Consider the following 22,898-nt stretch of genomic DNA (forward strand, 5'->3'; position numbering starts at 1 on the left):
TAGGGGGCCGGCGGGCAAATCGCAACGCCGAGGGTAAGTCCCGCGACCATCATCGAGCCGAAAAGGCCGCTATCTTCCCATGAGCCGCGCATGGCGGGCCCGCTCTCGCATGAGGGGGCCTGTAACCGGCTTTTCAAGCTGCGCATATTGCCGCGGGGTCATGCCCATGAATGCGCGGAAATCGCGAACGAACTGCGCCTGATCGTGATAGGCCGCGTCGATCGCACCGATCCACTTGCGCTTGGGTTCCAGAGTGAACTGCTCGATACTGCGCAGGAAGCGCTGCCGACGCAGCAGGAGCTTGGGCGTGAAGCCGAACGCCGCCCTGCAGATACGCTCCACCATGCGGGGATGCGCGCGCACCCGGGCCGCGAGATCGGTTGCCGAGCGCACTTCCGTATCGGTCAGCGCATCGCAAAGCGCCAGAATCAGCCCCTCATGGGGCACGACGCGGCGGGGAACCGCCTCCAGGAATGCGATCAGCAGATCGAGTTGCTCACCGGGCGATTCTTCATGTGCGAGGAGATCGTAAAGCGGCCGCAGCCGGGCGAAAGCCTCGTCCTGATCGCCATCTGCGAGCACGTTCGCATAGCGATCGGCGGATACGCCAACCAGGGCGGCCCATCCCAATGGCGTCAGGCGAAAGCCCCACTGCCGCGCAGGCCCCATCGAGAAGCGCACTTCTTCCGAACGCGGCCCCGCTACGGTAAATCGGCAGCCGGCAATGGACGATCCGCTCCGCATCGTCCCCTCGATGCTGGCACCGTAGTGAAATCGCAAACTGGCCCAATCGGGAAACAATACGTCATGAAGACGCTCCCCCTCGCCCAGATCGATTTCGCAATAAAACAGCACCGAAACGTAGCGATCCAGCCCGGAAGGCACTGGACAATATTGTATTACCACCCTTCTTGCCGTCATTCCCTGTCTATTCTTCGCACCAGAAAACCCCCCATCCCCGGTCGTAAAGCCACTTCGACAGGAGCGCAAATACTTCGAAGGGCAAAAAAATTCGGGGCGCGGATGCCATCGCACCCACGCCCCGAATCATGTTCTTCGTGATCGAGAAGCCCGGCGGCCAGCGCCGGTCTTCATCGGATCAGGCCGGAAGAGCGGCCTTCGCCTGAGCGATCACAGTCGAGAACACCGAACCCTCGTTCATGGCGAGGTCGGCCATCGACTTGCGATCGAGCTCGATGCCGGCAAGCTTGATGCCGTGCATGAACTGCGAGTAGGTCAGGCCTTCGGCGCGGACGGCAGCGTTGATACGCTGGATCCAGAGCGCGCGGAAGGTCCGCTTCTTGATCTTGCGGTCGCGATACGCGTACTGGCCGGCCTTTTCGACGGCCTGACGGGCAACGCGGATCGTGTTCTTGCGGCGGCCGCGGTAACCCTTGGCCTGTTCCAGAAGACGCTTGTGCTTGGCGCGGGTGGTAACACCCCTCTTGATACGGCTCATCGGTCAGTACTCCTCAGTTGAGCCCGTAGGGCGCCCACTTTTTGATCGTCTTGGCATCGGCGTCGGAAATGACTTCGGTGCCGCGATTCTGGCGGATGTACTTGCCGTTATGGCTCATCAGGCGGTGGCGCTTGCCGGCAACGCCGTGCTTCACCTTGCCGGTGGCGGTGAGCTTGAAGCGCTTCTTCACACCGCTCTTGGTCTTCAGCTTGGGCATTTTCGTCTCCTTTCACAGGGACACGTCCGGTCAGCCATGGCAGCCCTTTTCGCCAGGCGGACGCGCGAATCTCTTTGGTAAAGACTCAACCGTGTCGATTGAAGCGCGGGCCTTTAGTTGGAGAAGGGCCGGATGGCAACCCCTGCAACGACGCCTGCAGCGCGCGCCCGCCGTCAGGCACCGTTTCGCGGTGTCGTGAAGGCCTGCCGTCCGGTCCGCTCCAGCCAGGCGAGATAGTCTCCGCCAAGGATGGGCCGCGATCCGCCGGGAAGTTCGATGCGCCAGAGATAAAGCGCCGCGCGGGTCCGGCGCCCTGCCTGCGTCCGCACCGGCAGGCTGGCCCGGCGATATTCCCGCCCCTCGTACCGATCCAGCGTCGCCAGGTCGCCGGGTCTCAAGGCAAGCTCGCAAAGCGTTCCGCGCACGCGTGCCGCGGACTTGGCGGGCACGAGCGCCGGAAACCAGCCGTTGCCGCCGCAGACGGCATGGATGTGCCCCGGCACGCTGGCCGGTTCCCCGCGCACCATCCGTTCGGCAACCCAGCGCCCCATCCGCGTACCGGCGTGGGGCTGCAGGGTGCCGTAGACGAACAGCCGCAGCGTGCGCGCCTCCCGCGTCAGTGGTGGCAGTCCAGCGCTTCGACGACATCCTCAAGCCGCGCAGGATCGCCCAGCGCCAGGACGTGCCCGTCCGACTGCGCGTTGAGCGGTTCGCCGTTCCAGTCGCACATGGTGCCGCCCGCACCCTCGACCACCGGCACCAGCGCCGCCCAGTCGTGAATCTTGAGCCCCGCTTCGCACACCACGTCGAGATGGCCGGAGGCGAGCAGGCCGTAGTTGTAGCAGTCCCCCCCCATGACCATGCGCTTGTGGTCGGTCTTCGCCGCCAGCGCCATGAAGTGCTCGCCCTGATGGTCATCGAAATAATGCGGACCGGTCGTCGCCAGCATGGCCTCGGAGAGTTCCCGGCACGAACGGGTCCGCACTTCCTGCCCGTTGAAGGTGGTGGCGAAGCCGCTCGCGCCCACCCAGCGTTCGCGCAGGATCGGCTGGTCGATGATCCCGAGCACGGGCCAGCCATCTACCAGCAAGGCGATCAGCGTGCCGAAGATAGGCCTTCCGGCAATGAACGAAACGGTGCCGTCGATCGGGTCGAGAACCCAGGTCCGGCCGGACGAGCCTTCCTCCGTGCCGAACTCTTCGCCGATGATACCGTCGCGCGGCACTTCTGCCTTGAGAATGCGCCGCATCACCTCCTCGGCGGAACGATCGGCCACGGTTACGGGCGAGGCATCGCCCTTTCGCTCGATACCGACGCCGGATCGGAAATGCGGGCGAATCGCGTCACCGGCGGCATCGGCGAGGCGCAGGGCGAGGGCAATGTCGTTATCCAGTTTCATGCCCCCGCTCTGCCCGTCGCCGCGCGGACTGGTCAAGGGACCATCGAAAAAACCCCGGAAATGGGAGAAAACAGCACGCGTTTTCGCCTCTTATATGGTTTTCCCACATTGCAGCCGAAGCGCGAGGGACCTAGTTTTCCGGTGCGGGGAGCGTCACTCAAGACGGGCAGGGCATGCACTACAGAATGCGTCCGGCAATCGACAGGTCGATCGCGCCGGAACAAGGGTTGCCCCGAGAGGGTCAGCCGATCAGTTACAACCGGGCTCCGGCGCCGGACCTCGCCCCCTGGATCTCACGGCTCTACGTGACCAGGATTGCGGCGCCGGTGGATCACACCGTTTCCTGCGGCCTGCTGTGCGACGCGGCATTCCTGCGCGTCCAGCTTGCCGGCCTGTGGGAAGCCCGGACCGCCGACGGCCGCGTGGAAGCGGGAAACGGGGCGATGTTCTTCGGTCCGCATTCCCGCCGGATGCCGATCGCGATGACGGGAAGCTTCATCAGCGTCGGGATGGCTTTCCGGCCGGGCGCCTGTACCGCGCTGCGCGGTCCGCATATCGCCGAATATGTCGACCGCATCGTCCCGACCGACGCGATCGGGATGCCCTCGGACCAGATACTCTCGATGCTTCCCCCGGATGGCGAACCGGAGGACTGGCTCCAGGCCATCGAGGACATCATCCGTGCGCGGGTTCTGGAGCTCGGCTGCGAAGCGCCCGATCCGGTCACCGCCCGCTTCGAAGAAATCTGCTACCGCGATCCGACCAAGACGGTGGGCAGGGCCGCGATCGAATGCGGCGTGGAACGACGCAAGCTGGAGCGCGTGATCAGCCGCGATTTCGGCATGGCGCCCAAGCAGGTCCTGCGCCGGGCCCGCGCGCTAGACATGGCAAGCTGCCTTCGCGGTGTGGCCGACAGGGAGGAAGCGGACGAGATCGCCCTGCGCTACTATGACGAGAGCCACCTCATCCACGAATTCACCGAGCTGTTCGGGATATCGCCCCGCCAGTTCGTGATAACGCCCCAGCCGATCCTGACGATTGCCCTGGAATCGCGCCAGTCCCGGCGGCTGGAAGCGCTGAAGCGGCTCAGGCCCGGACAGAGCAGGCCGTGGGAGTGACGCGGAACGCAAAACGCCTCCGGCGCGTGCCGGAGGCGTTTTTGATCGCAACGTTCCACGTGTGACAATCGCCTCCCGAGGGAGGCAGATGCCGATCAGTCGAACAGGCTCGAAACCGAGCTTTCGTCGGCGATGCGGCGGATCGCCTCGCCGATCAGCGGCGCGATGGTCAGGATGCGGATCTTGTCCGACTGCTGCGCGGCTTCGGTCGCCTGGATCGAATCGGTGATGACCAGTTCCTTCAGCGCCGAGTTGGTGACGCGCGAAACCGCCGCACCGGACAGCACGCCGTGGGTGATGTAGGCGGTGACGCTGGTGGCGCCTTCGTCCATCAGGGCCTGCGCGGCGTTGCAGAGCGTGCCGCCCGAATCGATGATGTCGTCGATCAGGATGCAGGCGCGGCCCTTCACGTCGCCGATGATGTTCATGACTTCCGACTGGCCGGGACGGTCACGACGCTTGTCGACGATGGCGAGCGGCGCATTGTCGAGGCGCTTGGCCAGCGAACGGGCGCGCACCACGCCGCCGACGTCAGGCGAAACCACCATCAGCGACTGGTCGCCGTAGCGGGCCTGGATATCCGCCGCCATGACGGGGGCCGCGAAGAGGTTGTCGGTGGGGATGTCGAAGAAGCCCTGGATCTGGCCAGCGTGCAGATCGACCGAGAGCACTCGGTCGGCGCCGGCTTCGGTAATCAGGTTGGCGACCAGCTTGGCCGAAATCGGCGTGCGCGGACCGGGCTTGCGATCCTGGCGGGCGTAACCGAAGTAGGGGATGACCGCCGTGATGCGCTTGGCCGAAGCGCGGCGCAGCGCGTCTATGCCGATCAGCAGCTCCATGAGATTGTCGTTCACGGGATAGCTGGTGGGCTGGACGATGAAGACATCCTCGCCGCGCACGTTCTCGTGGATTTCGACGAAGATTTCCTCGTCGGCGAAGCGGCGCACCGCCGCATCGGTGAGCGGCAGTTCGAGATACCCCGCGATCGCACGAGCGAGCGGAAGGTTGCTGTTGCCGGACATGATCTTCATTGCGAATCCCCGAGACGGCCGATTGGGCTATGGCTGAACGCGCCCGCCTCTAGCCATGAGTCATCGGATTGCAATAGAAAGCGGCGCTTTTCACCGTGAAGCCAACGCGAAAAGGCCGGCCCCGGATATCCCGGAACCGGCCTTTCGAATGTACAAGTGCTTGATTGGAAAAGCGCCCCGCGCCCATCCATCACGCCGTCAGCCGTGACGGTGTTCGCCCTTGATCCAGCGCACCGTCCCCGAGCTGGCCCGCATGACGACACTCTCCGTCGTCATCTTGCCGCCCTTGAGGCGCTTGACGCCGGAGAGCAGCGAACCATCGGTAACGCCGGTGGCCGCAAAAATGCAGTCGCCCTTGGCGAGATCCTTGAGCGTGTAGATCCGGTCGAGATCCTCGATGCCCCACTTGCGGGCGCGGCTGCGCTCGTCATCGTTGCGGAACAGGAGCTTGCCCTGGATCTGGCCGCCGACGCAGCGCAGGGCGGCCGCCGCCAGCACGCCTTCCGGTGCGCCGCCGGAGCCCATGTAGATATCGATCGTGGTGTTCTCGTCCGTCACCGCGATCACGCCGGCCACGTCGCCATCGGGGATCAGGTGGATGCCGCAGCCGATGTCGCGAAGCTCCGCAATCAGATCGGCATGGCGCGGACGATCGAGCACGCAGACGATGATCTCTTCCGGCTTCACGCCCTTGGCCGCTGCCACCGCCGCGACGTTCTCGGTCGCGGTCTTGCGCAGGTCGATCACGCCATCGGGATAGCCGGGGCCGACCGCCAGCTTCTGCATGTAGACGTCGGGAGCGTTCAGCAGGCCGCCCTCTTCGGCAGCGGCAAGGACGGCCAGCGCGTTCGGGCCTGCCTTGGCGGTGATCGTCGTGCCTTCCAGCGGATCGAGCGCGATATCGATCTTCGGACCGCGATCCGGGGCGCCGCCCACCTTCTCGCCGATGAACAGCATCGGCGCCTCGTCGCGCTCACCCTCGCCGATGACGACGGTGCCGTCCATGTAAAGCGTGTCGAAAGCCTTGCGCATTGCCTCGACTGCGGCATGGTCCGCAGCCTTCTCGTCGCCGCGACCGATGAGATGCGAGGCGGCGATCGCCGCTGCCTCGGTTACACGGACCATTTCGAGCACGAGAACGCGGTCGAGAACTTTACTTGCAGGAGTCTTGTTTTCAGGCATGTTCACTCCGGATTAATCCGAGGAGGAAAGGTTCGGGGAGCGGCTTAGACAGAGGAATTTCAATTGTCGAGAAGATGGCGGATACTATTCGCAATCGCATTGTCAGCCCCCGCTCCGGCGATCGCACAGGTGAATACCGGCGGCGCCACGACGACTTCAGGCGCCGGTTCCAACACCCCCTCCATATCCGATGAAGATCGCGCCGTGGCGCAGAAGATGATGTCCCAGGGAGGCCGGATAACGCCGGAATCGGCCCGCAAGCGCTGCCTGCGCGAAGGCCGTCCGGGTGAAATCGTGGTCTGCGCCCCGGACGAGGAAAAGTACCGGATCCCGTCCACTTCGCAGGAAGATCCGGAATCGCCGCAAGCGCTGAACGACGGCAGGCTCCATCCGCCCGACGTTGCCGGCAACGGCATCTTCAGGGGCAAGGCCACGATGGGCGGGATGTGCCTCGTGCCGCCCTGTCCGAAAACGCCCTACCTGATCGATCTGTCCTCCATCCCGGAGGCGCCGGCAGGCTCGGACGCGGACAAGATCGCCAAAGGCGAGATGCGCGCGCACTGAGGGGAGCGAAAGACTGGCGGGAGCGAACGGGCGCATCATGGCGCCCGTTCGTTCTCTCACCCCTCGATGATCTGCATCACCAGCGGCCGGGCGGTCAGGCTGTCCGATCCGTCGAGGATGCGCAGCGCTTCGTTCACGGCCGATTCGGGGCCATCATGCGTGACGATGGCAAGGATCGCCTCGCCAGCCTGCTCGGCCTCGCCCTTCTGGATCATGCTGGCGATCGAGACGCCGGCATCGCGCATGGCCGCCGTGATGTTGGCCAGCACGCCCGGACGGTCCGGCACGGTGAAGCGGATGTAGCACCGTCCGCGGCGGTGCCCGGTCGGCGCCGGCTCCATCGCCTCCAGTTCGCCCTCGGGCATCGAGAACGCCGCCCCCTTCTCACCGCGCGCGATATCCATGATATCGGCAACGACGGCGCTGGCGGTCGGCCCGTCACCGGCACCGGCACCCTGGAACAGCAGGCGCCCCATGAAATTGCCCTCGGCGACAACCGCATTGGTCGCACCATCGACATGGGCCAGCGGATGGTCGAACGGCACCAGATGCGGATGGACCCGCTGGAACAGGCGGCTGGAACCGTCTGCCCGGTCAACCTCGCTCATGCCGATCAGGCGGATCACATAGCCCAGCGAACGTGCCTGCTCGATGTCAGCAGCCTTCACGCGGGAAATGCCGGTCGTCTCCACCGCATCGAAGCGCAGACGCGATCCGAAGGCGATCGCAGCCAGGATAGAGAGCTTGTGCGCGGCGTCGATGCCCTCGACGTCGAAGGTCGGATCGGCCTCTGCATAACCCATGCGCTGGGCCTCGGCGAGAACATCGCCAAAGTCGCGCCCGGTATCCTCCATGGTGGACAGGATGTAATTGCAGGTGCCGTTCAGTATGCCGTAGACCCGTTCTATGGCATTGGCTGCAGCGCCTTCGCTAAGGCCCTTGATCACCGGGATTCCGCCCGCCACCGCCGCCTCGAACTTGAGCGCAACCCCAGCCTTTTCGGCAGCGGAAGCCAGTTCCAGGCCATGGTGCGCGATCATCGCCTTGTTGGCGGTGACAAGGCCCTTGCCCTGGCCGATGGCATTGCGCGCCAGCGCCAGTGCAGGACCGTCCGAGCCGCCGACCATCTCCACCACCACATCGACATCGGGGCGAGCGGCAAGCGCAGCGGGGTCGTCTACCCAGTCATAGCGCGAAAGGTCGACACCGCGATCCTTCGTGCGGTCACGCGCGCTGACGGCGGCAATGCGAATCGGCCTCCGCGCACGGCGGGCAATCAGTTCGGCATTGGTCTCGATGAGACGGACGACACCCGTGCCGACGGTCCCCAGACCGGCCAGCGCAATATTCAGCGGTTCAACCATGGAGTTCCCTTTCGGGAGCGGCACCTAGGGGAGCCTACGGCGAAATTCCAGTACCTTCGCGCTCCCCATCGGCGAAACCTCTCGCCGGCCCGGCTCAACCCTGCCCGAGCGTCCTGCGGCACGGGCCGAGTTCGCCCAGAACCGTGCGATAGTCGGCATCGGCCTGACGGCGTTCCTCGATCCCCTCGGAAACATTGGCGCGAGGCGGCGGATTGTTCGGCAGGAAGCAGGCGAGCCGATACCATTCGATGGTCTCGGGCTGTGGCGGATTGCCGATGTCCGCCACCAGCTCGGAGAAGGACACCCCCCAGGCCGGAGGCGAGCCCGGCTCGTGATGGACCGTGATCGAAGCAGCCGCGCCTTCGCGGGTGTTGAGGAAAATCTGCGTCTCCCCCTGTCCCGCAAGATTGCCCGGAACATAGAGCAGTTCACGTACCCCGGTGATGTGCACAGGCGCGTCGGGAGAGAGCAGCGTCTTGAGAATGCCCCTCACGCGCGCTTCCGCCTGATCGGTCCAGACCTGCTGGGCGGTCGGCGTCACCAGTTGAAGCTCTCCGGGCCGCCCCGGAACGGCGCGTGCGAACAGCAGAACGTCCTGCTTCTTGAGATTCGGTGCCTTGCCCCTGGAATCGAGCGGCAGGTCGACCAGATAGACGAGCGATTCGCCGATCGGGGCCTTGCCGGCGATCAGCGCACGGGTCTGGGCCGTGACATAGAATCGCCCCATTCCCGGCGCCCGTCCCGGCGCGCGTTCATCCTCGACACGGACCATTTTGCGGACCTGCGCCTTAACCACGAGTCCAGCCGATTCGGAGAGATCGGCGATGTCGGCGAAAGTGGGGCCGGATGCATCCATTGCGGGCGCGGATGCGGTTAACTGCGCCAGGGCCGGAACTGCCTGCACGGCCAGCGCAACTCCCCCGAGATTCGCGACAAGTCGGTGCAACTTCGATGACATGCGAGGCAAACTCCGTGGAAAAGGCCAGCCTATAGCGGCTTGGGGCTCGGCCACAAAATCCCCCTTTTTCGATTGGAACTTATCCGCGCTGAATTGACCGTTAACGATTGACGTGCCGATAAGGCGTTGCACATGTGCAACTGCCCGGCTAAGAAACTCGCAAAATGGGGCCAAAAAACTAAAAAGTCCCACGGTTCGCCTCCCGTAAAATGTCAACGGAAAGGCTGACTGTCAGCCGTCAGGGTGGGTAATTTGGAGTTTCGTCATGGACCTTGCCTCCGGGTGAGGGCCATGGGCGCCCTTGGACACGTCCGGCTCGGGCTTTTCCGGGGCTTGGTAATGGAGTGATGCGTTTGAATGGCTTACGCTGACCAGCAAATGAGCGGTAACAAGATTACCGCGCTTGTCATTGTTGCGCTGATCCACGTCTTTGTAGGCTATGCGCTCGTCACGGGCCTGGCCTACCAGGCTGCGCAACAGGTCATCAAGAAGGTGACCACAGTCGACATCAAGGAAGAGAAACCGAAGGAGGAAGAGCCGCCGCCGCCGCCGCCGGAGCCGCAGGAAAATACCCCGCCGCCTCCGATCGTAGCGCCGCCGCCGCCGATCAACATCGCCCCGGCACCGCCGCCGGTGCAGACGGTGATCACACCTCCGCCGGCACCGCCGGTGGTGATCACGACCGCGGCGCCCCCGGCACCGCCGGCACCGCCGGCTGCGCCTCCCGGACCGTCAAAGGCTCGCGGCGTTTCGCCGAAGGGTCAGGCTGGCTGGGCTGCCCGCATTCAGAACAACTACCCGACCAAGGCTGCTCGTGAAGAGCGTGAAGGCCGCGTCGGTGTACGCGTTGCGATCGGTCCCGACGGCAAGGTCACGAGTTGCTCCGTCACTTCTTCGAGCGGTAGCCCCGATCTCGACGAAGCGGCTTGCGACGGCATGACCCGTTATGCGCGCTACAACCCCGCGCTTGACGATGCCGGCAACCCGATCGCGGGCAGCACTTCGACGGCGATCGTCTACAAGCTCAACTAACTTCTGACTGGTCGGGCCCACACCCGCGCCCGGATCGGTCCCTGCATTCTTCTTGAGAGGTAAATCGCATGCTTATCGTTGATATCCTTGCCGCCGCGGGCGATGCCGCGCCGCAGAACAAGTTCGGTTTCATGGAAGCCCTCCAGGCCGGTGGTTTCATCTCGTATGCCACCGTCATCATCATGGGCATCATGTCGTTCGGTTCGTTCTACATCCTGTTCACCAAGTGGTTCGAGCAGGCCAAGATCATGCGCCAGTTCAACGCAGTGCGCACCACCTTCTGGAAGGCCCCGACCCTTCGCGAAGGCGCAGCCAAGCTCGAGAAGAACAGCGCATGGCGCCAGCTCGTCGACGACGGCATCGCCGCTGAAGACCAGCACGCCAAGATGACCGATTCGCTCGAAGCCCATGACTGGATGCACGCTTCGCTCGCGCGTTCGGAAGCTTCGATCAACGCTCGCCTTGCACAGGGCCTGCCGTTCCTCGCCACCGTCGGCGCAACCGCACCGTTCATCGGTCTGTTCGGTACCGTCGTCGGCATCTACCGCGCCCTGATCGCCATCGGCATCGCCGGTTCGGCTTCGATCGACAAGGTTGCCGGCCCCGTCGGTGAATCGCTGATCATGACCGCACTCGGCCTGATCGTCGCCGTTCCCGCCGTTCTGGCCTACAACTACCTGCAGAGCCGCAACAAGCGCATTGCAGAACTGCTGACCGGCTTCTCGAGCGACGTTCTCGCGAACATCAACTCGCGTGGCGCCGTGAAGCCCCTCGTTGCTGCTGCTCCGGCGAAGCCCGCCGCCGCTCCGGCCAAGCCCGCCGCTGCCCCGGCCAAGCCGTAAGCAGCACGGGACGCGCGCCGCACAAGCGGCCGCGCGTCCAAGGGGCCAGGCGACGGTGCGTTGCATGCGCGTCCGTCGCCTCCCCAAGGCAACGCAAGGATTAGGATAAGACTATGGCGATATCCACGGGCGGAGGCGGTGCCGAAAAACCGATGTCCGAAATCAACACTACGCCGCTCGTCGACGTCATGTTGGTGCTCTTGATCATCTTCCTGATCGCGGTTCCGGTTGCGATCCAGACGATCGAAAAGCTGCGCATTCCGATCATCGAGGCTGTCGAATCGAAGGACAAGGTCGAAAACCTTCTCCTCACCGTTTCGACCACCGACGATGCCGGCAAGGCTGCGGGTGAACCCGGTTATGCCGGTGCTTCGCGCAACGGCGAATGCCGCGTCTACTTCAACAACATCACGCCGGTGACCTCGCAGGAACTGCGCGACCAGGCCTTCAAGCGTCTCGATGCGATCGTGAAGCGCGAAGGTGGCCCGCAGGCCCTTCAGGCCAACCCCGATCTCGTGCCGCAGGTCCACATTCGCGGTGACGTCAACGCCCCGTGGCGCTGCGTTGCCGGTGCGATCTACAACGTCCAGATCTCGGGTTATCCGACGGTTGGTTTTATCACCAACCCGGTTGATCCGAACGGCTGACGTTCAGGCAGGAACAGGAGTAACTTTCCATGGCAATGTCAGGCGGTAGCGATGATGGCTCGCCGATGATGGACATGAACACGACGCCGCTTATCGACGTCATGCTCGTGCTCCTCATCATGTTCATCATCACCATCCCGGTTGCGACCCACTCGATCGATATCGATCTCCCGGTCGCGACTCCTCCGGACAACAATCCTCCGCCGGTCGACCCGATCCGTAACAAGGTCGTGCTCACCGCGGATGACAAGATCCTCTGGAACGGCACACAGGTTGACGGTCCGGGTCTGGCCAAGCTGCTCAAGCAGTCGCTCAGCTACCCGGTCGAACCCGAGCTGCAGTACCAGCCGGAGCCGCAAGCCAGCTATGAACTCTCGGCCTCCGTGCTGCAGGTCATCAAGGCTGCGGAAGTCACGAAGTTCGGCTTCGTGGGCAACGAACAGTTCCGCGACTTCGGCAAGTAAGCCGACTAGCGGAACCGGTCTCTCAAGGACCAATGAAGGGGCGGAGCAATCCGCCCCTTTTTTGCTGCCCGAAAGCCTTCCAGGGGTTGGGCTTTACTCTTCCTCCGGCAGGGCCACGGGATCCATTCTCATGGCCAGCGAAGCAAGGCTTTCCGCCTCCACCAGCAGGTCTTCGTCAGCCGAGCCCGAGGGGAGCGATTCGCGCCCGATCATGGACAGCGCCGGCACCGAAAGCGGGCTGATCCGATCGAGGTGGACGTGATCGATTTCACGCGCGGCCCGGTCCAGAACATCCGCCACGCGGGCCACGTCCGTCATGCGCGCGCGCGCATCGGCCCAGGCAGCCTCGATCAGCAGGTGATCCGGCTCGTACTTGCGAAGTACGTCGTAAATGAGATCGGTCGAGAACGTGACCTGCCGGCCGGACTTGCGCTTCCCGGGCTGCTGCCGTTCGACGAGACCCGATATGACGGCCACTTCGCGAAAGGCGCGGCGCAACAGGTAGGATTGCTGTACCCAGTCGACGAATTCATGCGTGAGGATGTCGGGCGACAGCAGCGCCGCCGGGTCGTCCACGGCCTTGAGCCCCCAGACGACCAGCGCATAGTCCGTGGCGACGAAGCCGAGCGGGCCAAGCCCCCGGTCTTCCATGCGCCGGGTTATGAGCATTCCCAGCGACTGGTTCGCCGGCCAGCCTTCGAACGTGTAATAGGTCGTGTAGGCGTGGCCCCGATGCGGAAAGCTCTCCACCAGCAGCCGGCCCGGCGCCGGCAGGTGGGAACGCCAGCCCTGCACCTCCAGCCATTCGCGGACATCATCCGGGAACCGTGCCCATCCTGCCTGGTCGGAAAGCATGGCGCGTACCCGATCGGCGAGATGCGTGGAGATCGGCATCCGCTGCCCCATATAGCTGGGAATGGTCGCCGAACGCCGGGCGGCCCGCACGATCAGCTCCAGATCGCGGAGGGCCTCCACCTCGAGATCCATTCCCGCAAAACGGAAGGTATCGCCGGGCTTCAGGCTGGCCCCGAAGCCTTCCTCCACCCGTCCCAGCGAACGGCCGTTGCGGAACCGAACATCCAGCATCTCCGCATCGACGATAATCCCGGCATTGAGCCGATGCCGCGCGGCATGTTCGGGATGGGTGAGCCTCCAGCGCCAGCCTGAAGTGCCATCCTTCTCCCGCACGATACGGCGGAACCGTTCGTAGGATCGCAAGGCATATCCACCGGTCGCCACGAAATCGAGCACCCTTGCGAAGATGGCCTCGTCCACCCATGCGTAAGCGAGCGAGGAGCGCACTTCCCGCAGCAGGTCCTCCTCCCGGAAAGGGCCGGAACATGCGATGGCCATGACGTGCTGCGCGAGCACGTCAAGCCCACCGGGGCGGAAGCCCTCACCGTCACGCTGGCCCTCCTGAACCGCCTCCCGGGCGGCGAAAGCCTCCAGGAATTCGAAGCGGTTGCCCGGCACCAGCAACGCCTTGCTCGGTTGGTCCAGCCGGTGATTGGCGCGTCCGATGCGTTGCAGCAGGCGCGAGGAGCCCTTTGGCGCACCCATCTGCACCACGAGATCTATATCACCCCAATCGACACCTAGATCGAGGCTGGCGGTACAGACAAGGGCCCTGAGGCGCCCTTCCGCCATCGCGCCTTCCACCTTGCGACGCGCCTCCTTCGAGAGCGAGCCGTGGTGGATTCCGATCGGCAGATTGTCCTCGTTCGCGTTCCAGATTTCCTGGAATATGTACTCCGCGAGAAAGCGGGTGTTGGTGAAGATCAGCGTGGTGCGATGCGCCTTGATCTGTTCGATGAGTTGCGGCACCGCCCAGGTTGCCGCGTGACCGCTCCATGGGATGCGCTCCGCCTGCGGCAGCAGGATCGAGACGTCGGGATCGGCCCCTTCCTCCCCCTCCACGAGTTCGACCCCGTCGATATCGCCCCATGGCGCCAGCCAACCGCGAAAGGCATCGGGATCGGCGAGCGTCGCCGACAGCCCGGCCCGTTGCAGTTCCGGCGACAGCGCCTGAAGCCGGGACAATGCCAATGCCAGCAGGTCTCCCCGTTTGCCCGTGGCAAAGGCATGGATTTCATCGATGACGACGCGCTTGAGCCCGGCGAACAGCCCCGGCGCCTCCGGATAGCTCAGCAGGAGCGAGAGCGACTCCGGGGTGGTGAGCAGGACATGCGGCGGCCGCGCCCGCTGGCGGGCCTTGCGGTCCGAGGGCGTATCGCCGCTGCGCGTCTCGATGCGGATGGGCAGGCCCATCTCCTCCACCGGCGTAAGCAGGTTGCGCTGCACGTCATGGGCAAGGGCCTTCAGCGGCGAGACGTAGAGCGTGTGCAGCCCATCCGGCGCCCTGGCGCCGCCCAGCCGCGAGGGGCAGAACGCCGAGAGGGTCGGCAGGAAGCCCGCCAGCGTCTTGCCCGCGCCGGTATCGGCGACGAGCAATGCATGATTCCCCCGGTCCGAGGCTCCCAGCATCTCCATCTGGTGGCGACGCACCCGCCAGCCGCGCGCAGAGAACCACTCCGCTATCTCCACAGGCACCGGCGGTCCGCCGGTCACGATTTCGGTCTCGAGGAGAACACGGTCTGGAACATCATCCGAGGTGGAGCATATCGGCGCCCAAGAGGAAAGCCCGAGCCCGCATCGAGGTTGCAGGTCCAATCTTCTTGCGCGCCGGGCGGGCTTGGCCGATGAATTCCCATCCCTCGCAAGGAGATCGCGCGCCGATGCCGACCGGACAGGACTTCAGCCACCTGATCGCCCTTGCCGTCAGCCTCGCCCTCGGCCTGCTGGTGGGCCTGCAGCGCGGCTGGGCGGCCCGCGAACAGGCGGACGGCACGCGCTTCGCCGGCATTCGCACTTTTGCCCTGCTCGCCCTGGCGGGAGGCGTGGCGGGCGTGATGTTCGCCGATGCCCCCGGCCCTGCCACCGTGCTCGTCGCTGCCGCCGCCGCGCTGGTGATCGCCGGCTACGTCCGCGATGCCCGCGTCAACGACCGCGTGAGCGGAACCTCGGGCGTGGTGGCCCTGCTCACCCTGGTGAGCGGGCTGCTCGTGGGCATGGGAGAGCGCCTGATCGGCACCGCGATCGCGGTCGTCATGGTCCTGCTGCTCGCCATGCGGGCACAGCTCCATGGCTGGATCGATCGCCTGAGCCAGCGCGAGGTGCTCTCGATCGCCCGCTTCGCGCTCATCGCGCTCGTCATCCTGCCGTTGCTGCCGGACCGGAACTTCGGGCCGTTCGATGCCTGGAACCCCCGCAAGCTCTGGCTGATCGTCGTGTTCGTGTCCGGCTTCTCCTTCGCGGGCTACTTCGCCACGCGGATCGTCGGCGCGGCGCGCGGCATCATCGCCACCGCGGCGGCAGGCGCACTGGTTTCCTCCACGGCCGTCACCGCCTCGATCGCCAATCGCCTGAAGGAAGACACGATCCCGGCGCCGGTCCTGGCCGCCGCGATTTCGGTTTCCTCGGTCGTGATGTTCCTGCGCGTCATGGTGCTGGCGGGATTGCTGGCACCGGCCGCCCTGCCGATGCTCGCCAAGCTCATCGCCCCGGGCCTCGTCGTCAGCCTCGGCTGCGCGGCATTCCACCTGCATCGCACCCGCTTCGTGGAAGCAGGCGACACCAGCCATGAAATGACCATCCGCAATCCGTTCGACATCGGTCCCGCACTCATGCTGACGGGGCTTGTCATGGTGCTGACCGTGGCCTCGCTCTGGGTGCTCCAGAACTTCGGAGACCGGGGCCTTGCGCTGGTCCTTGCGATCTCCGGCACGGTGGACGTCGATTCCGCGATCATCACCATGGGCGGCCTCGCCGGACGGACGCTGGATGCGCGAACCGCCGGTCTCGTCCTGTCCGTGCCGGTGGCGCTGAACACGCTGTTCAAGGGCGGCGTGGTCGCCAGCGTCGCGGGTTGGGAGAAAGGCCGGCAAGGCATCATTCCCCTGATCGCCAGCGCCATCGCGGTCGGCCTGGCCTGGCTGCTCCTGCGCTAGCCCGTAAACCCGCGCCGCAGCCCCGAAGCCGCAAGCTGGGCATCCACTTCGGCGATCAGGCGGGTCAGTCCGGCCGCCGTATCGCTCTCGGCCCGGGCGACCAGCACGTCCTGCGTATTGGATGCCCTGAGCAGCCACCAGCCGTCCGGCGTGGTAACGCGCACACCGTCGATATCCACGAACCGCGCACCGGCCCCGGCCAGACGCTCGCGCACTTCCGCGATCGCGGCGAACTTGCGGCTCTCGTCCACCTGGAATCGCAGTTCAGGCGTGTTGAGCATTTCCGGCATTGCGCCCCTGAGCGCGGTGACCGACCGCCCCAGCCGAACCGTGGCCGCCATCAGCCGCACGGCGGCATAAAGCGCATCGTCGAAGCCGTAGAAGTCGTCGGCGAAGAAGACATGGGCACTCGTCTCCCCCGCAAGCGGCGCGCCGATTTCCTTCATTTTGGACTTCATGTGGGAATGCCCGCTCTTCCACATGAGCGGCTTTCCTCCGTGGCGCGCAATGGCGCCGAACAGCGCGCCCGAGGCCTTGACGTCGGCGATCACGGCGGCACCCGGCATCCGCTGAAGCAGATCCTCGGCAAATATGCCAAGTAACTGGTCCCCCCAGATCACCCGGCCCAGCCCGTCGACAACGCCGATCCGGTCCGCGTCGCCATCAAAAGCCACTCCGAAATCGAGGTTCTTGGCAGCGACGAGCGCCTTCAGATCTGCAAGGTTGCTTTCCTCGGTCGGATCCGGGTGATGGTTGGGAAAATTCCCATCGACTTGGGTGAAAAGCAGATGGTGCTCGCCAGGCAAACGCGAAGTCAGCATTTCCAGCGCGGGCCCGGCAGCCCCGTTTCCGGCATCCCAGCCGATCCGCAACCCCCGCAAGTCGGTGGTCGCGATTCCGGCGATCCCCTCGGCGATCCGGCTGACATAGGGTTCGAGCACATCGCGGACTTCAACGCGCCCGGCGCCTTCGTCCCACTCACCGGCCGCCGCCATGGCCCCAAGGCGGAGGATATCCGCGCCGAAGAACGGGCTTCCTCCCATTACCATCTTGAAGCCATTGTGATCGGCGGGATTGTGGCTGCCAGTTATCTGAATGCCGCCCTGTACATCTTCGGCTGAGGCCTCCGCGTAATAGAGCATCGGCGTCGGCCCCAGGCCGATGCGCACCACGTCCACGCCGCTGGCCGTCAACCCTTCGACAAGAGCCGCTTCCAGCATCGGCGAACTGAGCCGCCCGTCGTAACCCACGGCAACCTTTCGGCCTCCGCCGCGGCGCAGGATCGTTGCAAAGCCGCGCCCGATCGCGCGGGCGTCCGCCGGTCCAAGGTCACGGCCGACCACACCGCGAATGTCGTATTCACGCAGGATCGTGGGATCGAACCTGTGGCTCATGCTCAGCCCTGCACGTCGCCCAGCCTTGCCAGAAGGAGATCGCGGGCCGCGTTCGCCTCATGGACCTTCTCGTTCGATCCGCCCTTGTCGGGATGGACCTGGGTGACGACGCGGCGATGCGCATCGAGAATCTCGCGGCGCCCCGCCCCTTCTGCCACGCCCAGCAGGGCGCGTGCCTGTGCATTGGCGTGGACATCGGCGAAAGACGGGCCGGGCAGCGACTTGCCCTGCCAGGGCCAGCGCCCCTTGATGAGCCGCCAGGCGATGCAGCCGAGCGCGATGAGCCAGAGAAGTTTCATTCGTCGGCGGCGAGTTCGAGGTCCGGCTCGCGGTTCGCCGGCATCGGCAGGTTCAGGCCGGCCACGAGCTGGCGCAGTTCCTGCCGGGCGACCAGATGACTGGTGCCGAGTTCGCCAAGGTGCCCCTTGTCGAGCAGGGTCAGGCCCGAAGGAAACAGCTCGCGGAAGATGACGCGCTCGGACAGCCCGTTGGAAATACGGAAGCCCACGCGCTTGGACAGTTCCAGCAGCGCGCCTTCGAGACGGCGCATGTTCTTCGCCTCGACGTGCTGGACACGGTTGCGCACCACCACCCAGTCCAGCTCCCGGCGACCCTCGTTGATGGTCTTCAGGCCGCGCTTCTTGCGGGTTTCCCACATGAGCTCGGCATAGAAGGAGAGCTTCTTCACCTTGAAGGATTCGCTCTCCACCTGGCCGATCAGGTCGAAGTCGATGAAACTGTCGTTCAGCGGCGTGACGAGCGTGTCCGCCGTCGCCGCGACATGGCGGGCGAACTGGTCGTCACGGCCCGGCGTGTCGAAGATCAGGAAGTCGTAACCTTCGGCAATGGCTTCGGAGAGCTCGTCCAGCTCGTCGATATCGTCGCCATCGTAGACGGAGAAGCGGGCGCCCGGCAGCGCGATCTCGCGGCGGCGCTCGGTTTCCACGCGATTTTCAAGGTAGCGATAGAGCGTGCGCTGGCGCGGATCGAGGTCGATCGCGGCGACCCTGGCGCCCTGATAGGCCAGCGCGATGGCCACGTGAACGGCCGTCGTTGACTTGCCGGTGCCGCCCTTTTCGTTGGCGAAGACGATGCGATGCGCTGTCACGGACCCTGTTCGCTTTCCCTGTTGCCCCCGAGCCATAGCCCGGCAAGCGAAATCAAATCCTTAACCGCCGAAGCGGGTCAAACCCATTGCCGCCCGAGGCGCGGTGCGGCTAAAGGCAGGCGCGACCCCCGGTCAAGTGCATCCTATCGGAGCAGTGACACCCAATGCAAATCCTTCACAGCCTTGATCCACTGCGCCGTGCCGTTGCCGAGCTGCGCCAGGCGGGAACGGCTTCCGGAACTCCGCAAGCAACCATAGCCCTCGTGCCGACCATGGGGGCCTTGCATGAAGGCCATCTGACACTCGTGCGCGCGGCGCGGGAAAAGGCGGATCACGTCGTCGTCTCGATCTTCGTGAACCCGCTCCAGTTCGGCGCGGGCGAGGATCTCGACAAGTATCCGCGCCAGCTCGAACGCGACTGCGCATTGCTGGAGGCCGAGGGCGTGGCCGCGGTCTGGGCCCCCACGGTCGAGGCGATGTATCCGCGAGGGTTTGCCTCCAGCATCTCGGTCTCGGGCGTCAGCGACGGCCTGTGCGGCGCCTCGCGCCCCGGCCATTTCGACGGCGTCGCCACGGTCGTATGCAAGCTGTTCCACCAGGTCCTGCCGGATGTCGCCCTGTTCGGTGAAAAGGACTGGCAGCAGCTCGCCGTGATCCGCCGCATGGCGCGCGACCTCGACCTTACGCGGCCCCATGCCGACGCCGTGCTGGGCGTGCCGACCGTGCGCGAAGTGGACGGGCTCGCCATGTCCTCGCGCAATGCCTACCTCACGCCCGAACAGCGCGAGCAGGCGGTAACACTGCCCATGGCGATGAAAGTCGCGATCGCGGGTATCGAGGCGGGCAAGGATGTTGCCGCCGCCACGGCCCGGCTGAAGGATGCGCTGCTCGCGGGCGGGTTCTCCTCGGTCGACTACGCGGAACTGCGCGACGCCGATGGTCTTGCCCTTCTGGACAGCCGTTCCGATGCCCCGATGCGCCTGCTCGTCGCGGCGCGGATCGGTTCCACCCGCCTGATCGACAATATGGCCGTCTCTCCCCGATAACCCTGCAATTCCAGGGAGAACGCGGGTTCCCCAGCGGCAATTCTCACAGGAATAGTCATTTGCCCCGAGGGATTTCGGGCCTAAAGTCTGCGGGGGTTGTGAAAGCCGCGACGGTCGCTGCGCGGCGCAACAGAGGGACGTCACCATGAAGAAGATCGCCTGCGCGCTGGCCGCGCTTGCCGTCATGACGGGCTCACCCTCGGCATTTGCCGAAGACAAGTCCTCCGCCCGCAAGATTCAGGACAAGGGCACTCAGGAAATCCCCGTGTGCCGCAAGAATCTCGGCACCGTTTCCATCGTCGAGCCGGATAACCAGTGGTGGCGCGAATTCAGCCTCGGCAGTCCCGAGGCGATCCTGCGCGTATTCGTGCAGAGGTCCGGCTGCTTCACGCTGGTCAATCGCGGCCGCTCGCTCCAGAGCAGCGCGATGGAACGCGCGCTCGCCGATCAGGGTGAGCTGCAAAAGGGCTCCAACATCGGCAAGGGCCAGATCAAGGCAGCGGATTACTTCCTCCAGCCGGACATCGTCTCCACCAACAACAATTCCGGCGGCGGCGGTCTTGGCGCGGCCCTTGGCGGCGTAGGCGGCCTGTTCGGGCGCGGCTTCGGCTCGATCGCCGGCGGCCTCAACGTCAAGAAAGGCGAGGCGAACGTCACGCTCTCCATCGTCAATTCGCGCACCACGGTCGAGGAAGCGCTGACCGAGGGTTATGCCCGCAAGTCCGACATCAGCTTCGGCGGCGGTGGCGGCGGCTTCTTCGGCGGCACGTTCGGTGCAGCCGGCGGCGGCGGCTACCAGAACACCCAGATCGGCCAGATCATCGTGCTGGCCTATCTCGATGCCTATACCAAGCTGGTCACGCAGCTTGGCGGCCTGCCCGAGAATGCCTCGGCCGCAGCCCCGCCGGCGCGCTGATCCTCTATCCGTCGCAAGATCGAAAACCATGCCGGCCGGGAAACCTCCCGACCGGCATGCGCGAAGGCGAACCATTGCCCATGAGCGGCCTGAAAACCCTCTACATCGAAGACGACGCCCGCGCCGCCCAGCAAGTGCGCGAACTGGCCGACCAGTCGGACATCGCGCTGGTCTGGGCGGCCAGCGGTCAGGAAGGGCTCAAGCTGGCCGGTGTCGAGCGTTTCGACGTCATCATCCTTGATCGCATGTTGCCCGATCTCGACGGGCTGACCATCCTGTCCCGCCTGCGTGAAAGCGGGATCGGCACGCCGGTGCTCATGCTTTCGGCGCTGGGGCGCACCACGGACCGCGCGGAAGGACTGGACGGCGGCGCTGACGACTATCTGGCCAAGCCGTTCGAGGCAGAGGAACTGCTCGCCCGGCTACGCGCCCTCCATCGCCGCGCTTCCGGACGAGAACACAGCGCGGTCATCCTCTACGGCGCGTTCGAGTGCCATGTGAAGGCCCGCACCGCCTTTCGCGACAACCGCCACCTCGCGCTCAGCCCCAAGGAGTTCGAGCTTTTCCGCTACTTCATGGAAAACGCCGGCGAAATCCTCACCCGCGAAATGCTGCTGCGAGACGTGTGGAAAATGAATTTCGATCCGCAGACCAATGTGGTGGACGTCAACATCGGCCGCCTTCGCCGCAAGCTGGAGGACGGCTTCGATCTCCCTGCGCTGGAAACCATCTGGGGCTCCGGCTACCGCCTGCTGGACGGCCGGTAGGGCGGGCATGGCCGCCGTCGTCGATATCCGCAGGTCCATCTTCGCGCAGATCGTGGCCTGGGCGATCCTGATTGCCGCGCTCATTACCTTCGGGCTCTGGCTGCTGACGAACGCCACGATCCAGCGGACCAATGCGCTGGCTCTCGAACGCGCGGTCGATGTCGATCTGGCCGGCATGGTGGACATCTACGCCAGCGGCGGCACGGTCGAGCTATCCGACCGCATCAACGATCGCCTCGCGCTTCAGCCGCGCGATGCCAATCCGGCCCACTATCTGCTTGCCGATGCCAAGGGCCGCCCACTGGCGGGGGATCTGAGAAGCTGGCCCGGTCTTCACGCCAGCCTTTCGGAAACCGGCGACGTCCAGCTGCCCGATGGCGTGCGCGCCTTTGCCCGCGCGACCCAGCTCGGCCCCGACCTGCGCCTGCTGGTCGCGCATGAATACCGCGATCTTGGGCTGCTGCTCCGGCAGGTGGCCTTTGCCTTCCTGACCGGGGGCCTGCTGGCGGTCGGCGCCGTAGCGCTCGTCGGCTGGCTCGCGGCACAGCGGCTGGCGGGACGGATCGGGCGCATCAACGCCGCCTTCCGCCATCCCGACGACGATGCGCTGACCCAGCTTGCCAGGGATTCCAAGGATCGCGACGAGATCGACGAGCTTACCCGCCATTCGGGCGAAGCCCTTGCCCGTCTGCGCCGCCTTGCCAGCGCCCAGCGCGAAACCACGGATCAGGTGGCACACGAGATGCGCACTCCGCTGATGCATCTCGACAACCGGCTGGTGAAGGCGCTGGCCGCCACGCCCGATGGGGAGATCGCCTCGCGCATCGTCGATGCCCGGCTGGAAATCCGAGGCATCATCCGCATGCTGGAGTCTCTGCTGGACATCGCCGCCAGCCAGGCCCGGCGCGGCGACCGCCACGGCCTTGCTCCCGTCGACCTGAGTCTGCTCGCCGAGCGGCTGGGCGAACTCTATGCCGACAGTGCCGAAGATTCCGGCCATCGGCTGGAGCTGGCGATCACGCCCGGGGTCATCATCGAGGGGGAAGAAATGCAGCTCACCCGCCTCATCACCAATTTGCTCGACAACGCGTTCAAGTTCGTGCCGCTGGGGGGAACCGTGCGCCTCGAACTGGCAATGGGGCCAAGACTGACGGTCTGCGACGATGGCCCCGGCGTGCCCGAAGGCGACCGGGAGCGGATCTTCGACAAGTTCAGCCGGGCCGGGAACCATGGGGCCGCCGGGGGCGGTGCGGAAGGAGCCGGCCTGGGCCTTGCCCTGTGCCGTGCCATCGCCGAGCGGCATCATCTTGAAATCGCGCTCATACCTTCGGAAAAGGGTGCCTGCTTCCTGATTGCCCCCGAGTCGAAGAAATAGAACAGAGA

At 65.2% G+C, this 22,898-nt stretch carries 24 protein-coding genes; 11 read left to right on the forward strand and 13 right to left on the reverse strand.

What is annotated here, in order from left to right:
* Positions 1-69: 69 nt before the first annotated feature.
* The 5 genes from U9J33_RS01055 to hisN form a co-directional block, all read right to left on the reverse strand.
* Positions 70-744 carry a helix-turn-helix domain-containing protein gene (locus U9J33_RS01055; RefSeq protein WP_324697303.1) on the reverse strand — a complete coding sequence of 225 codons (675 nt, stop codon included), beginning with the start codon at positions 742-744 and terminating at the stop codon, positions 70-72.
* A gap of 355 nt (positions 745-1,099) precedes the next feature.
* Positions 1,100-1,459: a 50S ribosomal protein L20 gene (rplT, locus tag U9J33_RS01060; protein ID WP_054442172.1), complete on the reverse strand. Its 360-nt coding sequence runs from the start codon at positions 1,457-1,459 to the stop codon at positions 1,100-1,102.
* A gap of 13 nt (positions 1,460-1,472) precedes the next feature.
* Positions 1,473-1,676: a 50S ribosomal protein L35 gene (gene rpmI / locus U9J33_RS01065; RefSeq protein WP_021232722.1), complete on the reverse strand. Its 204-nt coding sequence runs from the start codon at positions 1,674-1,676 to the stop codon at positions 1,473-1,475.
* A 173-nt stretch (positions 1,677-1,849) separates the two neighbouring features.
* Positions 1,850-2,227, reverse strand: coding sequence for a gamma-glutamylcyclotransferase family protein (locus U9J33_RS01070; RefSeq protein WP_324697307.1), 378 nt, complete (start codon positions 2,225-2,227; stop codon positions 1,850-1,852).
* 65 nt (positions 2,228-2,292) lie between these two features.
* Positions 2,293-3,075: a histidinol-phosphatase gene (hisN, locus tag U9J33_RS01075; RefSeq protein WP_054442170.1), complete on the reverse strand. Its 783-nt coding sequence runs from the start codon at positions 3,073-3,075 to the stop codon at positions 2,293-2,295.
* Positions 3,076-3,248: 173 nt separating this feature from the next.
* Here hisN and U9J33_RS01080 point away from each other — a divergent pair, with 173 nt between their 5' ends.
* Positions 3,249-4,193 (forward strand): helix-turn-helix transcriptional regulator, encoded by a 945-nt coding sequence (locus tag U9J33_RS01080; RefSeq protein ID WP_324697310.1) that lies wholly within the window; start codon positions 3,249-3,251, stop codon positions 4,191-4,193.
* 95 nt (positions 4,194-4,288) lie between these two features.
* Here the strand turns inward: U9J33_RS01080 and U9J33_RS01085 are convergent, their stop codons facing one another.
* Both U9J33_RS01085 and glpX read right to left on the reverse strand, forming a co-directional pair.
* Positions 4,289-5,224, reverse strand: coding sequence for a ribose-phosphate pyrophosphokinase (locus U9J33_RS01085; RefSeq protein ID WP_054442168.1), 936 nt, complete (start codon positions 5,222-5,224; stop codon positions 4,289-4,291).
* Between the two features lie 198 nt (positions 5,225-5,422).
* Positions 5,423-6,406: a class II fructose-bisphosphatase gene (gene glpX, locus U9J33_RS01090; protein ID WP_054442289.1), complete on the reverse strand. Its 984-nt coding sequence runs from the start codon at positions 6,404-6,406 to the stop codon at positions 5,423-5,425.
* Between the two features lie 99 nt (positions 6,407-6,505).
* Between glpX and U9J33_RS01095 the strand changes: the two genes are divergently transcribed.
* Positions 6,506-6,970 carry a hypothetical protein gene (locus U9J33_RS01095; protein ID WP_243692584.1) on the forward strand — a complete coding sequence of 155 codons (465 nt, stop codon included), beginning with the start codon at positions 6,506-6,508 and terminating at the stop codon, positions 6,968-6,970.
* 56 nt (positions 6,971-7,026) lie between these two features.
* On the opposite strand, the gene U9J33_RS01100 is transcribed toward U9J33_RS01095, so the two are convergent.
* Both U9J33_RS01100 and U9J33_RS01105 read right to left on the reverse strand, forming a co-directional pair.
* A complete protein-coding gene (locus U9J33_RS01100) occupies positions 7,027-8,334 on the reverse strand; it encodes a homoserine dehydrogenase (protein ID WP_054442287.1) in 1,308 nt (435 codons plus the stop codon).
* Positions 8,335-8,428: 94 nt separating this feature from the next.
* Entirely contained in the window at positions 8,429-9,292 is an 864-nt protein-coding gene (locus U9J33_RS01105; RefSeq protein WP_420719853.1) for a hypothetical protein, read from the reverse strand.
* Between the two features lie 357 nt (positions 9,293-9,649).
* Between U9J33_RS01105 and U9J33_RS01110 the strand changes: the two genes are divergently transcribed.
* From U9J33_RS01110 to U9J33_RS01125, 4 genes are all read left to right on the forward strand, one after another.
* On the forward strand, positions 9,650-10,324 hold the full coding sequence (locus U9J33_RS01110; RefSeq protein ID WP_054442167.1) for a TonB family protein: 675 nt from the start codon (positions 9,650-9,652) through the stop codon (positions 10,322-10,324).
* Between the two features lie 68 nt (positions 10,325-10,392).
* A complete protein-coding gene (locus U9J33_RS01115; RefSeq protein ID WP_185998402.1) occupies positions 10,393-11,166 on the forward strand; it encodes a MotA/TolQ/ExbB proton channel family protein in 774 nt (257 codons plus the stop codon).
* 113 nt (positions 11,167-11,279) lie between these two features.
* Positions 11,280-11,813, forward strand: a complete 534-nt coding sequence (locus U9J33_RS01120) for an ExbD/TolR family protein (RefSeq protein WP_185998401.1) — start codon at positions 11,280-11,282, stop codon at positions 11,811-11,813.
* Positions 11,814-11,842: 29 nt separating this feature from the next.
* On the forward strand, positions 11,843-12,277 hold the full coding sequence (locus U9J33_RS01125; RefSeq protein ID WP_054442164.1) for an ExbD/TolR family protein: 435 nt from the start codon (positions 11,843-11,845) through the stop codon (positions 12,275-12,277).
* A 93-nt stretch (positions 12,278-12,370) separates the two neighbouring features.
* On the opposite strand, the gene U9J33_RS01130 is transcribed toward U9J33_RS01125, so the two are convergent.
* Complete coding sequence (locus tag U9J33_RS01130) at positions 12,371-14,767, reverse strand: ligase-associated DNA damage response DEXH box helicase (RefSeq protein ID WP_324699090.1); 2,397 nt, start codon at positions 14,765-14,767, stop codon at positions 12,371-12,373.
* Between the two features lie 245 nt (positions 14,768-15,012).
* On the opposite strand from U9J33_RS01130, the gene U9J33_RS01135 reads away from it, so the two are divergent.
* The gene (locus U9J33_RS01135; RefSeq protein ID WP_324697318.1) at positions 15,013-16,284 is read left to right on the forward strand and encodes an MgtC/SapB family protein; all 1,272 of its coding nucleotides are present in this window, start codon (positions 15,013-15,015) and stop codon (positions 16,282-16,284) included.
* Here U9J33_RS01135 and pgmG read toward each other — a convergent pair.
* Genes pgmG through U9J33_RS01150 form a run of 3 tightly spaced genes read right to left on the reverse strand, consistent with a single transcriptional unit; the run spans position 16,281 to position 18,786 of the window.
* Positions 16,281-17,678, reverse strand: a complete 1,398-nt coding sequence (gene pgmG / locus U9J33_RS01140; protein ID WP_324697320.1) for a phosphoglucomutase/phosphomannomutase PgmG — start codon at positions 17,676-17,678, stop codon at positions 16,281-16,283. The two genes, U9J33_RS01135 and pgmG, sit on opposite strands and share 4 nt — an antisense overlap.
* 2 nt (positions 17,679-17,680) lie before the next feature.
* Positions 17,681-17,977, reverse strand: coding sequence for a J domain-containing protein (locus U9J33_RS01145; RefSeq protein WP_185998397.1), 297 nt, complete (start codon positions 17,975-17,977; stop codon positions 17,681-17,683).
* Complete coding sequence (locus tag U9J33_RS01150) at positions 17,974-18,786, reverse strand: division plane positioning ATPase MipZ (protein WP_082370626.1); 813 nt, start codon at positions 18,784-18,786, stop codon at positions 17,974-17,976. The genes U9J33_RS01145 and U9J33_RS01150 overlap by 4 nt, the downstream gene beginning before the upstream one ends.
* A gap of 164 nt (positions 18,787-18,950) precedes the next feature.
* Here U9J33_RS01150 and panC point away from each other — a divergent pair, with 164 nt between their 5' ends.
* The 4 genes from panC to U9J33_RS01170 all read left to right on the forward strand — a co-directional run bounded on the left by panC (position 18,951) and on the right by U9J33_RS01170 (position 22,890).
* Complete coding sequence (gene panC, locus U9J33_RS01155) at positions 18,951-19,832, forward strand: pantoate--beta-alanine ligase (RefSeq protein ID WP_324697323.1); 882 nt, start codon at positions 18,951-18,953, stop codon at positions 19,830-19,832.
* Between the two features lie 145 nt (positions 19,833-19,977).
* Positions 19,978-20,748, forward strand: a complete 771-nt coding sequence (locus U9J33_RS01160; protein ID WP_054442159.1) for a CsgG/HfaB family protein — start codon at positions 19,978-19,980, stop codon at positions 20,746-20,748.
* Positions 20,749-20,828: 80 nt separating this feature from the next.
* Complete coding sequence (locus U9J33_RS01165) at positions 20,829-21,515, forward strand: response regulator transcription factor (protein ID WP_185998395.1); 687 nt, start codon at positions 20,829-20,831, stop codon at positions 21,513-21,515.
* Between the two features lie 7 nt (positions 21,516-21,522).
* Complete coding sequence (locus U9J33_RS01170) at positions 21,523-22,890, forward strand: HAMP domain-containing sensor histidine kinase (protein WP_324697326.1); 1,368 nt, start codon at positions 21,523-21,525, stop codon at positions 22,888-22,890.
* Positions 22,891-22,898: the final 8 nt, after the last annotated feature.

The organism is Novosphingobium sp. RL4 (assembly GCF_035658495.1).
Classification (GTDB): domain Bacteria; phylum Pseudomonadota; class Alphaproteobacteria; order Sphingomonadales; family Sphingomonadaceae; genus Novosphingobium.